Below are 16,146 nucleotides of genomic sequence, written 5' to 3'. Positions count from 1 at the left end.
ACCGCCCGGGGCGTTAAAATGCCCAATTCCCTTGCTGCGGTGCCGTCGATGCGCTTCCCGTTCCTGTCGCTGTCCCTGGCCGTGTCCATTGCGCTGGCCGGCTGTTCCAACGAGTCCACGCCGCCGGCCGCCAGCACCGCCGCGCCGGCCACCACTGCCAAGGCCCCCGTGAAAGCAGACGCCCGCAACCACGACGAAAGCTCCTACGCCCAGCCGCAGCTGGTGGTGATCAAGGATCTGGCGCTGGACCTGAAGCTGGATTTCGACGCCAAGCAGATCGGCGGCACCGCCACCTACACGCTGGAATGGAAGGACAAGGCCGCCAAGCAGCTGGTGCTGGACACGCGCGAGCTGAGCATTGCGCAGGTGCAGGCCGACGACGGCAAGGGCACGCTGGCGCCGCTGCAGTTCGCGCTGGCGCCGGCCGACAAGACCTTCGGCAGCAAGCTCACCATCGAGGCGCCGAATCAGCCGGCCAAGGTCGTGATCACCTATCACACCGCGCCGACCGCCTCCGGCCTGCAGTGGCTGGAGCCGTCGATGACCGAAGGCAAGCAGTTGCCTTTCATGTTCAGCCAGTCGCAGGCGATCCACGCGCGTAGCTGGGTGCCGTTGCAGGACACCCCAAGCGTGCGCTTCACCTATAGCGCGCACGTGACCTCGCGCCCGGACGTGATGGTGCTGATGAGCGCCGACAACGACCCCAAGGCCGCGCGCGACGGCGACTACAGCTTCAAGATGCCCGAGCCGATTCCGTCCTATCTGCTGGCGATCGCCGCCGGCGACGTGGTGTTCAAGCCGATTTCCGCGCGCTCGGGCGTGTGGGCCGAGCCGGCCATGGCCGACAAGGCCGCCAAGGAATTCGAAGACACCGAAAAGATGATCGGTGCGGCCGAAAAACTGTATGGCCCGTATCGCTGGGGCCGTTACGACATGCTGGTGCTGCCGCCGTCGTTCCCGTTCGGCGGCATGGAGAATCCGCGCCTGACCTTCGCCACGCCCACCGTGATCGTCGGCGACAAATCGCTGGTGTCGCTGGTCGCGCACGAACTGGCGCATAGCTGGTCCGGCAACCTGGTGACCAATGCCAGCTGGAAGGACATCTGGCTCAACGAAGGCTTCACCACCTACGTGCAGGCCCGCATCACCGAGGCGCTGTATGGCGCGGAGATGGCCGAGATGGAGCGCGAGATCGACCAGGGCGACCTGCTGGCCGAAGTGAAGAGCATGGCGCCGGCCGACCAGGCGCTGGCGCTGCCGCCGCTGGCCGAGCGCGACCCCGACGAAGCCCTGAGCCAGGTGGCATACGTCAAGGGCGCATGGTTCCTGCAGTTCCTGGAGCAGCGCTTCGGCCGCGAGGTGTTCGACCCGTTCCTGCGCGGCTGGTTCGACGATCACGCGTTCCAGAGCGCCACCACCGACCAGTTCGTCGATTACCTCAACAAGAACCTGCTGGACAAGCATCCCAACACGGTCAGCGCGGCCGAGGTGGATGCGTGGTTGAAGCAGCCGGGCATCCCGGCCTTCGCCGCCAAGGCACGCTCGCGCAGCTTCTCGATCGTGGACACCGCGCGCATCGCCTGGAGCGGCAGCGGCACGCTGCCGAGCAAGCAGGTCACCGGCGAATGGGGCACGCAGGAATGGGTGCACTTCCTCAGCGGCATGGGCGCCACGCTCAAGCCCGAGCAGCTCAAGCAGCTGGATGAGACCTACCACTTCACCGGCACCCCGAACGGCGAAATCGCCATGCGCTGGTATCCGCTGGCGATCCGCAGCGGTTACACCGATGCGCGCCCCGCGGCAGGCGAGTTCATCGAACGCGTCGGCCGCCGCAAGCTGGTGCTGCCGATCTACGCCGAGTTGTTGAAGACCCCGGACGGCATCGCCTTCGCCGAGCAGGCCTTCGAAAAGGCCAAGCCCAGCTACCACCCGATCACCACCGCATCGGTGGCCGAGATGATCGCCAAGGCCAAGGCGGCACCGCCGGCGCAGCCGCAGCCCCAGCCGTAATTGCAGGGGAGGGCGTTGCAGACGCCCTCCGCCGCTTTCATTGCTGCATCGTGCAGGTGGCACCGTGCCCTTGCTCTAGCATCGCGCCCTGCAATCGCCGTTGTAGGAGCGCACCCGGGCGCGACGTGGCGTTACCGGGAATGCTCCATCGCGCCCGGGTGCGCTCCTACGCTGTGTGGCCGTTTGATCGCGGCTGTCGCGGGCAGGCTGGTATCGTTGCCGCTGCCTTTCATGCCTTCCGGAGTCGACGATGAAGTATCTGCTGAGCGCGGCCTTGTGCGTCGCTGCGGTGAGTGGCTGTACCGACCGCGAGGCGCAGCGTCAGGCGCAGGCAAGCGCGCAGGCGCAGGCCAAGCAACAGCAGGCCGACGCACTCGCCAAGCAATACGACGAGGCGGTGAAGGCCGGTAACTGGGACATGGCACGCGCGCATGGCGCCGCACTGCTGGAAGGCTACGCCGGGACCGCGGCGGCCACACGCATCGAACCTGGCTATGCCGACATCAAGGCCAAGGGCGACCAGGCGCGCGAACTGCGCCGCATGCAGGCGTTGTGGCAGTACTCGCAGGTGCCGGCCAAGGGCGGCACGCAGCGCTCGGCGATGATCGATGCCAAGAGCCGCGTGGATGTCGACGGCAGCGGCCCCAAGCCGGTGAGCCTGGTGTTCCGCGATCACCCGCAATGGAAGCGTCACAGCTATCTCGTGCTCAAGGCCGGCGACTTCAATTGCTATGGCGGCTGCAAGGTGCAGGTCTCGGCCGATGGTGGCGCACCACGCCCGATGGCCGCGCACCGCCCCGACACCGATGAAGCGATCGCGATGTTCATCGACGACGACAAGGCGCTGTGGAAGCTGGTGCGCAATGCCAAGCGCATCAGCATCGCGTTCCCGGTGAAAGCTGGCGGCACACGCACGGCAGAGTTCGACGTGGGTGGCCTGGATACCACCCAGATGCCGGGCTGGAAGTAGGCGCACCGCCCTTGCACGGCAACAGCTGCGTAGTCGGCGTACTGCATCGGCATGAGGTGCCGGTCCATTCGGGTGAGTGCGCGATGTGCGTTCCCTGACGGCTTGCGGCGTTGCCTCAACCATCTCTGGAGTCTCCTCACGTATGGACGCCATGGCCATCACACAGATCTCGCCCGCGTTGTCCGGCTACCGCCACTGGGTATTCGACATGGACGGCACGCTGACCGAAGCGGTGCACGATTTCGCGTTGATCCGACGCGCGTTAGAGATCCCGCCCGAGGCGGACATCCTGCACTACCTGGCATCGCTGCCGGCCGAGCAGGCCGCAGCCAAACACGCCTGGTTGCTTGAGCACGAGCGTGAACTCGCACAGGCCGCACAGCCTGCGCCCGGTGCAGTGGCCCTGGTGCGTGCGTTGCAGGCAGCCGGATGCCGGCTCGGCATGCTCACCCGCAATGCGCGCGCATTGGCGCAGGTGACATTGCAGGCGATCGGCCTGCACGATGCATTCGCCTGGGACGACATCGTCGGCCGCGATGAGGCCGCCCCCAAACCCGCACCCGATGGCTTGCAGTATTTTGCGCAACGCTGGGCAGTGGGGGGCACAGCACTGGTCATGGTCGGCGATCACCACAACGACCTGGCCTGCGGCCGTGCAGTCGGTGCCTGCACCGTGCTGGTCAACACACCCGGCGATCCATGGCCCGGCCTTGCCGACTGGCGGTTGCAGGATTGCACGCAGTTGCTGGCGCAGTGGAACCGCTAGCGTGAGCTTTGGCGAGTAGGCCAGGCGCGCGAAGCATGGAGTGCGATGCGTGGCTGGCCGCGTGTCGCTGGATGACGATCAGGACACCGTCATCGCATTGGAAGTGACATGCGCTCGAAGGGGCGTGGACGCTGCTGAATCTTGCAATGCGTCATCAGCAAGCCGGACAGCACACGGCTGTCTGCGCCGTACCCTCATCCGCCCTTCGGGCACCTTCTCCCGATGGGAGAAGGGAAACGCGGCAGCACCCCGTTCGACGACGTAGCTGGCCTTCGGTGAGGTGTTGCCTTGCGCAAGCCACAGCAAGCTATGTCGCCTCAAGCGTGCAAGGTGCGCAGCACTGACCGACAGGCAGTCCCACCCCCGCTGCACCATCCATGTCACAGCACGCCCGGCGCAAACTGTGCCAGAACCGTGACAGTGCGCTTTGCGCAAGCGACTGCCATCACATCAAACCTTGCTGCTCCAACATGGTGCGTCGCACCAGTGCGCTGGCATGGCGTTTGCTCTTTCCCTCTCGACGTTTCCGACGTCCGCGGTGCAACTGGCGGGTGCAACGCCTGCGCTGCGGGATGTTTCAACCGACTGGTTGTTCAATCGAGAGGGGTAGACGCATATGCACCAATCTTCCTGTCGCAGCCTGCGCAGCAGTGTGCTGCTCATGCTTGCGCTGAGCGCCGCGTTGGCCGGCTGCAAGAAAGACGCCGCCACGGAAACGACGACAACGCCCGCACCGGCCGCCAAACCCGCCGCGCCGGCGGCCGCCGCCGTGGTCGATACCGACAGCGAGTTCACTACCAATGCCAGCAACCCGGATAACTGGGGTGGCATCGGGCGCGACTTCGCGCTCACCCGGCACAGCCCGCTGGCCGAGATCAATCGCGACAACGTCAAGAACCTGAAAATGTCGTGGGAAATGAAGACCGATGCCACGCGCGGCCACGAAGGCCAGCCGCTGGTGATCGGCAGCGTGATGTACATGGTCAGCGCGTATCCGAACAACGTGTTCGCCATCGACCTGGCAGCGCAGGACGACGGCGGCAAGGTGTTGTGGAAGTACACCCCGCAGCAGGACGAACGCTCGGTGGCGGTGGCGTGTTGCGATACGGTCAACCGCGGCGCCTCCTATGCCGATGGCAAGCTGGTGTTCGGTAGCCTGAGCGGCGATGTGATTGCACTCGATGCCAAGACCGGCAAGGAAGTGTGGAAGCAGAAACTCGCGCACCCGGACAAGGGCGAAACCATCACCATGGCGCCGATCATCGCCGACGGCAAAGTGGTAGCCGGCATCAGTGGTAACGAGTTCGGCGTGCTTGGGCGTGTCGCTGCCTACAACCTGGCCGATGGCAAGCAGGCCTGGTCCTGCGATGCGGCCGGTACCGACAAATCGATCTGCCTGGGTGCGGATTTCAACAAGGCCAACCCGCAGCATGGCCAGCTCGGCGATCTGGGCGTCAAGACCTTTCCCAACGACGAATGGAAGCGTGGTGGCGGTGCGGCCTGGGGCTGGTATAGCTACGACCCGAAGTTGAAGCTGCTCTACTACGGCACCGGCAATCCCGGCCTGTGGAGCCCGTCGTATCGCTGCGGCAAGACCTCGCAGGATGAATGCAACAACGGCGAGCATGACAATAAGTGGTCGATGACCCTGTTCGCGCGCAAGATCGATACCGGCGAAGCGGTGTGGGGCTACCAGAAGACGCCGTTCGACCAGTGGGATTACGACGGCATCAACGAGCCGATCCTGGTCGATCTGAACATCGACGGCAAGCAGGTGCCATCGGTGGTGCAGTTCGATCGCAACGGCTTTGCCTACGTGCTCGATCGCCGCGACGGCACCTTGCTACGCGCACACAAGTTCGTGCCGGCCAACTGGGCCGAACGCATCGACATGAAGACCGGCCGCCCTGTCAAGGTGGCCGCGCATTCGCCGCTTGAACGCGGCAAGAAGGTGCAGGCCTTCCCGTCGGCGATGGGCGGCAAGGACCAGCAGCCGTGCTCGGTGGATCCGGCCAATGCGGCAGTGTTTTTCTGCGGCACCAACAACTGGCATATGGAGCTGGAACCGCAGGAACGCGGCAACACCATGATGGGCCTGCCGTACGTGTTCGCCAACGTGATGATGAAGCCCAACGAGCCGGGTGCACTGGGCATCGTCAAGGCCTTCGACGTGGTGGAAGGCAAGTCCAAGTGGGAGATCAAGGAGAAGTTCCCGGTGTGGAGCGGCACCCTGGTCACCGACGGCGGGCTGGTGTTCTACGGCACGCTGGATGGCTGGTTCCGTGCGGTGGACAAGGACACCGGCAAGAAGCTGTGGGAGATGAAACTGCCCTCCGGCATCATCGGCAACCCGATCGCCTACAAGGCCAATGGGCACCAGTACGTGGCGGTGTTCTCCGGCATCGGTGGCTGGATCGGCCTGCCGGTGGCCGCAGGTCTGGATCCGTCCGATCCGTATGGCGCGCTGGGCGCAGCCGGTTTGGCATTTGGTGCCGGCTTCGACAAGATCCCGCTCGGCGGCATGGTGCACAGCTTCCGGATCGATGGTGCCGGCAAGACCGTGACCGCCAGTGCCACCGCCACGGCGGCTGCAGGCGGCACCGCCAACACCGCAGCGAAGACCGCACGATGAGTTCCACGCAAGGCGTTGGACGCGCGCACCGGCAGTTCGCTGCCGGTGCGCGTGGCATGCACCGGCAGCTGTGTCGGCTGCTGGTGCTTTGCAGCCTCGGACTCGTCGCCGCAGGCTGCACCCGCGAGCCGTCCTCACCGACGGCTCGCGCTTCTGCTTCCGCTGCGGCGCCCGCGACGGCGGCCTCCACTGCGGCACCGGCCACGGCCAGTGCTCCACCGCCAACGCCCGATCCGCATGTGCTGCGGGTCTGCGCCGACCCGGGCAACATGCCGCTGTCCAACAAGGCCGGCGAGGGCTTCCAGAACAAGATCGCGCAAGTCGTGGCCGATGCCATGGGCCGGCGCCTGGAATACGAGTGGCGCACCTATTACCAACGCGGGCTGGCACGCAGCACGATCACTGCCGGCCGCTGCGATGTGTTGATGGACCTCAACAGCGATTTCGAGCAGGGCCTGACCACGCGCCCGCTGTATCGCTCGGCCTATGTGCTGGTGACGCGCAAGGGCCTGGATCTGGTGCCGACATCGCTGGACGATCCGGCGCTGAAAACACTGCGGCTGGGCGTGTTCCAGAGCTCACCCGCACGCCAGGCCCTGTACGAGCACGGCATCAGCGGCCAGGTGCAATACCTGTTCTACGACTCGGCCACGGCGCCGGAGGAACATCCCGGCAAGCTGGTCGAACGCGTCGCTGCCAATGAACTGGATGCGGCCGAATCCTGGGGCCCGGTGGCCGGTTACTACGCGCAACGCAGCGGCCTGGGCATGGTGCCGCTCAATACCATCGACGATGCGGTGCTGGAGTATTCGATGGCGTGGGCGGTGTCGCGCAAGAACGCGGACCTGCGCGATGCCTTGAACACGGCCATGCAACAGAGTTCAGCAAAGATCGCCGAGATCCTGCGCAGCTATCACGTGCCGCTGGTGCGCTGTGGCGACTGCGTGGTGGCCGGCGATCTGGCCGCGCACGGGCCGTATGCCACGCCGACGCCGGTGTCCAAGGCGCCAAGCCCGGCCGCGTCCTCGCAGGAGCTGGCGCAGCTGCAACTGCGCATCGCCGACGGTGCCGACCCGAACCAGGAACTGGCGCATGCACTGGATGCCGGCGACGCGGTGCGTGTGGCGTGGCTGTTGCGGCATGGCGCCGATGCCAACCGTCCCAACCTGCTCGGCGAGCCGCCGTTGCATCAGGCCATCCGCAACCAGGAACCGGATCTGGTCGGACTGCTGCTCGATGCCGGCGCACGCCTGGATGCGCGCGATGGCAGCGGCTGGACCGCCTTGATGAAGGCGGCCTGGGCCAACGATGCCGGCAGCGTGACCAGGTTGCTCGGCAAGCGCGCGCCGGTGGACACCGTCTCCAGTGATGGCTGGAGCGCGCTGGACCTGGCGGTGTCCTACGCCGATGTCGGTGCGGTGCAGGCCTTGCTCAAGGCGGGCGCGGATGTACGGCGTGCCAATGCCACCGGCTTCACGCCGGTGATGTTCGCGGTGGCGCGCGACGACCCGGCGATGCTTGATGCGGTGCTGGCCGGCGGTGCCGACGTCGGCCACGCCAACCAGGCCGGCGTCACCGCATTGATGCTGGCCGCCGCGGCCGGGCGCGACGCGGCGGCCAAGCGCCTGCTGGCGGCCGGCGCCGACCCTGCCGCACGCAATCGCGACGGCAAGACCGCCGCTGCATTAGCGCAGGCACGCGGCGACAGCGCGCTGGCCACGCTGCTTACCGAGGCCAGGCGCCCCTCCCGGCAATGACTGTGTCACCCGCCGCGCGCACGGGGTGCGCGGTGCTCCCTCCGCTCAGAAAGGTTTGTTCATGCGCAAGTCCACCGTGGGTTGTTTCGATCGTTCCATGCGCGCACCGCTGTGCGCGGTGATGCTCAGCGTCGTGCTGGCGGCCTGCGGCAAGGACGCACCGCCGCCCGCGCCCGCGCCTGAGGCGGCCACCGCACCGGCTGCCAGCCCGCCGGCCACCGGCACTGCCGCGCCTGCGCCTGCGAGCGCCGCGGTGCCCAACCCGGCCGCCGGGCCTGCGCCGGATCCGGCCACGCCGCCCGCAGCGCCGGCCACCGTGGTGCCGATCCCGAAGGGGCCGGAGGTCAAGGTCACGCCCGAGCTGATCGCCGAGGGCAAGAAGATCTATTTCTCCGCCGGCTGCAATGCCTGCCATGGCGGCACCGGTGGCGGCGGCATGTGCCCGCCGTTGACCAACGACATCTGGGTGTATGGCAGCGACGACGACACCTTGCGCACGCTGATCAGCGAAGGCACCGCCGCGATGATCACCCACGGCAAGACGCGGGTCGGGCATGAAAAGGTGGTCGGGCAGATGCCGCCGTTCGCGCCGGTGCTCAAGCCGGGCGACACCGAAAAACTGCTCGCCTTCATCCATTCGATCAACAAGACCGCGGGCAAGGCGCAATGAGGCCAGTGGCAACCGGGTGGCGGTGCCTGCTTGCGGCAACTGCGCTGGGCGCGCTGCTGGCCTTGGCCGGTTGCCGGCGCGATGCGGAGCCGCCGGCGTCCAGCGCGGCGCCGGCGGCAGCGATGCCTGCAACGAAGGACGCGGCCCCGGTGCCCGCAACGCCGCCGGTATTTGCCTATGTGCCCAACCAGCGCAGCGGCACGGTGTCGGTGATCGATACGCACACCGACACGGTGGTGCGTACGCTCAGTGCGCAGGGACAACTGGGCAAGCGCCTGCAGCAGGTATTGCCGGGCCCGCAGGGGCATCTGTACCTGATCGATGCCGAGCATCACCGCCTGATCGAACTCGATACCGACAAGGACGCGGTGCTGCGCAGCGTGGAGATCGGCGAGAACGCCGAGGGCATTGCGTTGTCGCCGGACGGCAAGCAGTTTGCGGTGTGTGTGGAAGGCCAGAACCAGGTGATGTTGATCGATGCGGCGCAGTTCAGCGTGCAACAGGTGATCGCCACGCGCGGGCAGGCGCCCGAGCACTGCGCCTACACGCCGGACGGGCAGTGGCTGCTCACCAGCAACGAGGGCTCCAACGACATGGACATGATCGAGCTGGCCACCGGTCGCTCGCGTGGCGTGGTCGCCACCAGCGGCCATCCGCGCGGCATGGCGTTCGCGCCCGACGGGCACAGCGTCTACATCGCGCAGGAAACCGCCAACGTGGTCGATGTGATCGATCTGCAGACGCGCCAACGCCGCGCCAGCCTGCCGGCCGGCGTGCGCACGGCGGGCGTGGCGTTGTCGGCCGACGGCACGCGGCTGTATGCGTCCAACGGCGGTGCCGGCACGCTCAGCGTGATCGATACCAACACTGCGCGCAGTCTCGCCGAGATTGCGGTGGGAGTGCGGCCGTGGAACCCGGCGCTGACCCCGGCCGGCGACAAGCTGTATGTCGCCAACGGGCGCTCGAACACGGTGAGCGTGATCGACACCGTCGCGTTGCGCGAGATCAAACAGATCCCCGTCGGCGAACTGCCGTGGGGCGTGGTCATCGCGCGCTGAGCGGCGGGCATGCCGCAGCGCGCCAGGGAGGCCGGATGAAGACACGCGCTGCGGTGGCATGGGGTCCGCACCAGCCGCTGACCATCGAAGAGGTGGACCTGCAGCCGCCGCGGCCCGGCGAGGTGCTGGTGCGCCTGGTCGCCACCGGAATCTGCCATGGCGATGCGCATGCATTGGCGCATGCGCAGGCGGGCAGCTTCCCGGTGATCCTGGGGCAGGAAGGCGCGGGCATTGTCGAGGCGGTCGGCATCGGCGTCACCAGCGTGCAGCCCGGCGATCACGTCATCCCGCTGTACATGCCCGAATGCGGCGTGTGCAAGTTCTGCCGCTCCGGCCGCACCAACCTGTGCCAGGCGATCCGCAGCAGCCAGGAGCGCGGGCTGATGCCCGATGGCAGCAGCCGGTTCTCGCTGCACGGCCGGCCGATCCTGCACCACATGGGCACCAGCACGTTCTCCGAATACACCGTGGTGCCGGAGATCGCGGTCGCGCGGATCCAGCCGGAGGCAGCGCTGGATCAGGTCTGCCTGCTCGGCTGCACGGTCACCACCGGCGTCGGTGCGGTGCTCAACAGCACGCATGTGCGGCCCGGCGACTGCGTGGCGGTGTTCGGCCTGGGCGGCATCGGCTTGTCGGTGGTGCAGGGCGCGGTACTGGCGCAGGCCGGGCGCATCATCGCGGTGGATATCGACCCGGCCAAGTTCGCGCTGGCGCGCGCGTTGGGCGCCACCGATTGCCTGGATCCGCGCGACTACGGCGCACCGATCCAGCAGGTGATCGTGGACCTCACCGATGGCGGCGCCGACCACAGCTTCGAATGCGTGGGCGATGTCGGCGCGATGCGCGCGGCGCTGGAGTGCTGCCACAAGGGCTGGGGCGAGAGCGTCATCCTCGGCGTGGCCGACGACGCGCAGGAAATCAGCACGCGCCCGTTTCAACTGGTGACCGGGCGGGTATGGCGCGGCAGCGCCTTCGGCGGAGTGAAGGGGCGCAGCGAATTGCCCGGCTATGTCGCGCGCTATCTGCACGGCGACATCCGGCTGGCGCCGCTGATCACCCGCACGCTGGCGCTGGACGACATCAATCAGGCGCTGGCGGACTTGCGTGCGGCGCGCGGCATCAAATCGATCGTGCTCTATTGAGGAGACGCAGATGGCAGCAGGCACACGCAGCACGGCAAGGTTGCACCATCACGCACTGGCAGGCGCCTGCGCCAGCGCCTTGCTCGCAAGCAGCGCGCTGGCAGTGGCGGCCGATGCGCCGCAGGTGACCTGGCTGGACCGCATCGAGGTCACCGCCACGCCGATCCCTGGCACCACCATCGATGCGGCGCAACTGCCGTACATGGTGCAATCGGCCACCAACAGCGAGCTGTCGCGCGCGCGCAGCAACAACCTCGGCGATCTGTTGCAGCGGCGCTTCGTCGGCGTGGATGGCAACGATGTGCAGGGCAGCGCGTTCCAGAACGACCTCACCTTCCACGGGTTTCGCGCCTCCGCCTTGCCCGGCGCCTCGCAAGGCGTGTCGGTGTATCTGGATGGCGTGCGTTTCAACGAACCGTTCGCCGACATCGTCAGCTGGGACATGCTGCCCGAGTCGGCAATCAATGCAGTGACCCTGATGCCCGGCTCCAATCCCTTGTTCGGGCCGAACACGCTTGGCGGCGCGGTGGTGCTGTCTACCGCATCGGGCCTCACCTCACCGGGAGTGCAGGGCGAGCTGAGCATCGGCAGCGGTGCGCGCAAGCGGCTGGATGCCAGTTACGGGATCGCCAGCCAGGGCGGCTGGCATGGCTTCGTCGCGGTGACCGGTTTCGACGAGAACGGCTGGCGCGATGCCTCGGAGGGCCGCCTGGGAACCGTGTTCGGCAAGGTCGGCAAGCAGGGCGAGCAGACCGACTGGAGCCTGTCGCTGCTGCACGGGCGCAGCCGCCTGATCGGCAATGGCCTGCTGCCGGATACGCGCTACACCGACGATGGTCCCGAGCCCGGCCTGTATCGCGCCGACCGCCGCGCGGTGTACACCTCGCCCGATCTCACCCGCAATCGCAATACGCTGTTCACCGCGCAACTGGACCATCGCTTTGATGCGGACACCGCATTGCATGCACTGGCCTACGCGCGCGTGGGCCGCCGCGACACCGTCAATGGCGATATCGGCGAGGACTACGAGGAATTCGTCGAAGAATGCGCCTCCGGCTACGCCGCCGATGGCGGCGCGCTGGATGCCGATTGCGATGTGGCACGCGCCGATGCCGATGCATTGCCTACCGGCGCGCTCAATACCACCCAGATGCGCCAGGAGGCGCAAGGCCTGGCAGTCAACCTGAGCAGTCAGTGGGGTGCGCATGCGCTCAGCACCGGCGTCACCTTCGATCGTGGCCATGTGCGCTATCAGCAATTCGCGCACGACGGCTGGGTGCAACCGAACCGCTCGGTCGCTGCCGATCCGGATGCCGAGCGTGCGTTCTTTTCCGGCGTGCGCGGCAGCACCAAAACGCTGGGCGTGTTCGTCGCCGACACCTGGGCGCTGGACGATGCCACCCATCTCAGCGCTGCAGTGCGCTGGAATCATGTGGTGGTGGACAACATCCTTTCCACCGCCGACGACGGCGACCGCCCACGCGAGCGCTTCGTCTATGCCAAGGCCAATCCATCGTTAGGGTTGACCCATCGGCTCGATTCGGGGCTGACGTTGTACGGCTCGGTCGCGCAAAACAGCCGCGCACCGACCGCGATCGAACTGGGTTGCGCCGATCCCACCCAGCCGTGCCGGTTGCCGACCGGCCTGCAGGCCGACCCGCGTCTGGAGCAGATCGTCTCCCGCACATACGAGCTCGGCGCGCGTTGGGCGCCGTCGGCCAACAGCAACGCCAGCCTGTCGGTGTACCGCGCCGACAATCGCGACGACATTTTGTTCCTGCGTGCACCGGACACCCAGCTGGGTTACTTCGACAACGTCGGCCGCACCCGCTACCAGGGCGCGGATCTGGCGCTGCGTCTGCGCAGCGGCGACTGGCAATGGTCGGCCGGCTACAGCTTCCTGGATGCGACCTACCGCAGCAATGGCGAGCTGCTGTCCGGCGAGCGCGTGATCGCCTTGCGTCCAGGCTTGCGTATCGCCGCATTGCCACGCCACAACCTCAAGCTCGGCATGGAATGGCAGCGCGATGCGCTGACCCTGGGCGCCGGGGTGCGTGCGGTGGCCGGCCGCGTGGCCAGCGGCAACGAGGATGGTCAGGTCGACAATGCCGACGACGACGAGCCCGCACCCGAGCGCATCGACATCGGCACCGCCGGCTACGCGCTGGTGGATCTGCAGGCGCGTTGGCAACTGGGCGCGCGGCTGTCGCTGTTCGCCCGCGTCGACAACGTCTTCAACCGCCGCTATGCGACCTATGCAGCAGTGGCCGAAGACGTGTTCCCCGATGGCGAACTCGCGCGTCCGCAGGATGCGCCGGTGGAAACCGGCCCGGCAAGGTTCCTCGCGCCGGGTGTGCCGCGGCAGTATCTGATCGGGTTGCGTTGGGCGTTATGAGGCTGGGGATTCGGGATTGGAGATTAGGGATTCGCAAGGCGCAAGGTGCAATCGCCAGTCGCCCGCAGCGTTATCTGGATGGTGCCGAGCTGCGCTAGTCGAGGGCGCGGTGCCCTCACCGCTCGCGGGACACGCCGTAAACCCGTCCCTGGGGGCTCGGTGGCGGCATCCATGCCGCCACACGGTCCCGCAAGCGGTGAGGCCACCGCACCAGACAGTTGATTGGTTGCCTTGTTTAAAACCATGCACACCGACCATCTCGACTGGCCCTTGCCCGCCCACCGTCGCGGGACCTTACGCGGCATGGATGCCGCGTAAGAGCCTACAAGGACGTACTTGCGGCGTGTCCCGCGATGGTGGGCGGGCAAGGGCCCTGCAACCAAGCCCCAAATCATCCGCTCCACAATCGCGGCATCGACAAGTGGTGCATGCCGCACCAAACAACAGCGGCACCCACCTGATGGTCAAGAAGTGCTCTTGATAAATCGCTTCAAATACCAGCGCCAAGACCCCGCCTTGGCTCTGACGAATCCCCAATTCCGAATCCCGAATCCCTGCCCCTCAATTCCCCAATTCCGAATCCCAAATCCCCGCCCCTCAATCACCCGGTATCCAGGCCATGCTTGCGCAGCTTGCGATACAGCGTGTTGCGACTGATGCCCAGGGCATCGGCGGTGCGGCTGACATTCCAGCGGTGGCGTTCGAGTTGTTGCTGCAGCACCAGGCGTTCGGCCTGGTCGAGTGCGACGCGGCCGGGCATGTCGTCGGCGGCCACCGCGCCGCCATCGACCAGGCACGGTGCGCTGCCGGCATCGACGATTTCCTGCGGCAGATTCGGCAGGCGGATCACTCCGTCGCTGCACAATACCGCCGCCGTGCGCAGCACATTGCGTAGTTGGCGCAGGTTGCCCGGCCATGCGTAGCTCAGCAGCTTGTGCATCGCTTCTTCGCTGATGCGCACGCTGTGCTCGCTGGTTTCCTCGCGCAGCAGCGTGCGGATCAACTCGGCCTTGTCGCTGCGCTCGCGCAGCGGTGGCAGGTGCAGCACCACGCCATTGAGCCGGTAATACAAATCCTCGCGAAACTCGCCGGCCGCCACCCGCTGCGCCAGATCGCGATGGCTGGCGCTGATCACGTGCAGCTCCAGCGGTACCGCGCGTTCGCTGCCCAGCGGGGTGACGCATTGTTCTTCCAGCACGCGTAGCAGGCGGCTCTGCAAGGGCAGCGGCATGTCGCCGATTTCATCCAGAAACAGCGTGCCTCCGCTGGCCTGCAGCAATTTGCCATGGCGGCCTTCGCGCGCGGCATCGGTGAACGCGCCGCGCGCATATCCGAACAATTCGCTCTCGATCAATGCCTCGGGAATCGCCGCGCAGTTGATCGCCACGAATGCACCGCCAGCCCACGGCGAGCCGCGGTGCACCGCCTTGGCAAATTCCTCCTTGCCGGTACCGGTGTCGCCGCACAGCAGAATCGACACCCGATGCGCAGCCAGCTTCAAGGCATTGGCCAGGTTGTGGCGCATGCGCGAATCCGAGCCGACATGCTCACCGGGTTGCAGCTCGGTATCCGGTGCCAGCTGCGCCGGCCCGCCCACCGCCGGCAGCGCAGCGCGCGCGCGCGGCGGGCGCACCAGTGCGTAGAACCTTCGCCCGTGGCAGGCGCAGCGGATCGACCACAAGGTGCCGGCATCGCTGCCGGCGCGGTGCTCGAGGGTGTCGAAATCCAGCTGCATCACCTGCGCGATGTTGCGGCCCACCAGCTGGCTGCGATCGATCTTGCCCAGTTGCTCCAGCACCGCCTCGTTGACTGCCAGCACGCGGCCATCGGTATCGATTGCGATCAGTGCCTCGTGCAGCAGGCCGGCGAACTCGGGCCGGCTATGGAAGCGCAGGATGAAGGCATGGCCGAACTGGTTGAGGAAATGCGAGCGCGAGATCTGCGCCGCCGACATGCTCACCAGGGCCACGGTGTGGCGCTGGATCTGCTTGCCGTCCTGCGCGTTGGGGGTGGACGCATCCAGCACCGCCAGCAGCCCGCCATGCGGGTCCAGGATCGGTGCGCCGCTGCACGACAGCGGCAGATGGCGGGTCAGGTAATGTTCGCCGCGGTGCACGCTGACTGCGGTGCGTTCGGCGGCGCAGGTGCCCAGGCCGTTGGTGCCCTGGTGACACTCGGCCCAGCTGGCGCCGCAGAACAGACCGGCCTGGCGGAATTCGCGCAGCAGGGTTGGGTCGTGCACGCTGTGCAGCACGGTCGCCTCGGCATCGGCAAAGATCACGGCGTAGCCGCTGCCGGCGATCTGCTCGTAGAGGTTTTCCATCTCCACCTTGGCAATGCGCAGCACATCGCCCAGACGTTGCTGGCGCTCGCGCACGTGCAGCGCATCGTGCACCAGCGGCTCGGGGGCTGCCTCGGGCAACAACGCGTAATCGTCCAGACAGCGCCGCCACGAGCGCGACAGTGGCGCGGCAAGCGGCGCGATGTCGCGCAGCCGGCGGATCTGCCGGAGCGCATCCGGCTCGATCTCCGGCAGGGCGATGGACGTGGCGGCGACAACGCTTGGCTCGGACATGGGCCAGCGTTCCTCAGTGGGCGCGAAACGTCAGTAGAGGCACAGATCGGGCTGATGCTCAAACTGCATTGCAGCAATTGCGGTGCCGACGCGCCCCTTTCCTGCGGGAGCGGGGGTGCGGTGAGGGGGCGGTGCGAAGCCCGAAGCTGTTCAACTTGCACGGGTCTTCGC

Annotated in this window: 10 protein-coding genes; 9 read left to right on the top strand and 1 reads right to left on the bottom strand. The window is 66.9% G+C overall.

Going from position 1 to position 16,146, the window contains the following annotated elements; all coding sequences use genetic code 11:
- The first annotated feature begins 48 nt into the window (after positions 1-48).
- From GGR73_RS12770 to GGR73_RS12730, 9 genes are all read left to right on the top strand, one after another.
- Complete coding sequence (locus tag GGR73_RS12770) at positions 49-2,010, top strand: M1 family metallopeptidase (RefSeq protein WP_184457457.1); 1,962 nt, start codon at positions 49-51, stop codon at positions 2,008-2,010.
- 250 nt (positions 2,011-2,260) lie between these two features.
- On the top strand, positions 2,261-2,980 hold the full coding sequence (locus GGR73_RS12765) for a hypothetical protein (RefSeq protein ID WP_039530950.1): 720 nt from the start codon (positions 2,261-2,263) through the stop codon (positions 2,978-2,980).
- 142 nt (positions 2,981-3,122) lie between these two features.
- The gene (locus GGR73_RS12760; protein ID WP_184457212.1) at positions 3,123-3,746 is read left to right on the top strand and encodes an HAD family hydrolase; all 624 of its coding nucleotides are present in this window, start codon (positions 3,123-3,125) and stop codon (positions 3,744-3,746) included.
- Between the two features lie 616 nt (positions 3,747-4,362).
- On the top strand, positions 4,363-6,378 hold the full coding sequence (locus GGR73_RS12755; RefSeq protein ID WP_456362953.1) for a methanol/ethanol family PQQ-dependent dehydrogenase: 2,016 nt from the start codon (positions 4,363-4,365) through the stop codon (positions 6,376-6,378).
- On the top strand, positions 6,375-8,135 hold the full coding sequence (locus GGR73_RS12750) for a quinoprotein dehydrogenase-associated putative ABC transporter substrate-binding protein (protein ID WP_184457208.1): 1,761 nt from the start codon (positions 6,375-6,377) through the stop codon (positions 8,133-8,135). The genes GGR73_RS12755 and GGR73_RS12750 overlap by 4 nt, the downstream gene beginning before the upstream one ends.
- Positions 8,136-8,160: 25 nt before the next feature.
- Complete coding sequence (locus GGR73_RS12745; protein ID WP_184457206.1) at positions 8,161-8,805, top strand: c-type cytochrome; 645 nt, start codon at positions 8,161-8,163, stop codon at positions 8,803-8,805.
- Positions 8,802-9,863 (top strand): beta-propeller fold lactonase family protein, encoded by a 1,062-nt coding sequence (locus GGR73_RS12740; RefSeq protein WP_184457205.1) that lies wholly within the window; start codon positions 8,802-8,804, stop codon positions 9,861-9,863. The genes GGR73_RS12745 and GGR73_RS12740 overlap by 4 nt, the downstream gene beginning before the upstream one ends.
- Before the next feature lie 35 nt (positions 9,864-9,898).
- Positions 9,899-11,005, top strand: a complete 1,107-nt coding sequence (locus GGR73_RS12735) for an S-(hydroxymethyl)glutathione dehydrogenase/class III alcohol dehydrogenase (protein WP_047126074.1) — start codon at positions 9,899-9,901, stop codon at positions 11,003-11,005.
- Positions 11,006-11,015: 10 nt separating this feature from the next.
- The gene (locus tag GGR73_RS12730; protein ID WP_184457203.1) at positions 11,016-13,400 is read left to right on the top strand and encodes a TonB-dependent receptor domain-containing protein; all 2,385 of its coding nucleotides are present in this window, start codon (positions 11,016-11,018) and stop codon (positions 13,398-13,400) included.
- Positions 13,401-14,001: 601 nt separating this feature from the next.
- On the opposite strand, the gene GGR73_RS12725 is transcribed toward GGR73_RS12730, so the two are convergent.
- Entirely contained in the window at positions 14,002-15,975 is a 1,974-nt protein-coding gene (locus GGR73_RS12725; protein ID WP_065032118.1) for a sigma-54-dependent Fis family transcriptional regulator, read from the bottom strand.
- Between the last annotated feature and the right edge of the window lie 171 nt (positions 15,976-16,146).

The sequence above is a fragment of the Xanthomonas sp. F14 genome (genome assembly GCF_014199865.1).
Note: the sequence above shows the minus strand (reverse complement) of the source record. Positions and strands in the feature narration are given on the sequence as shown.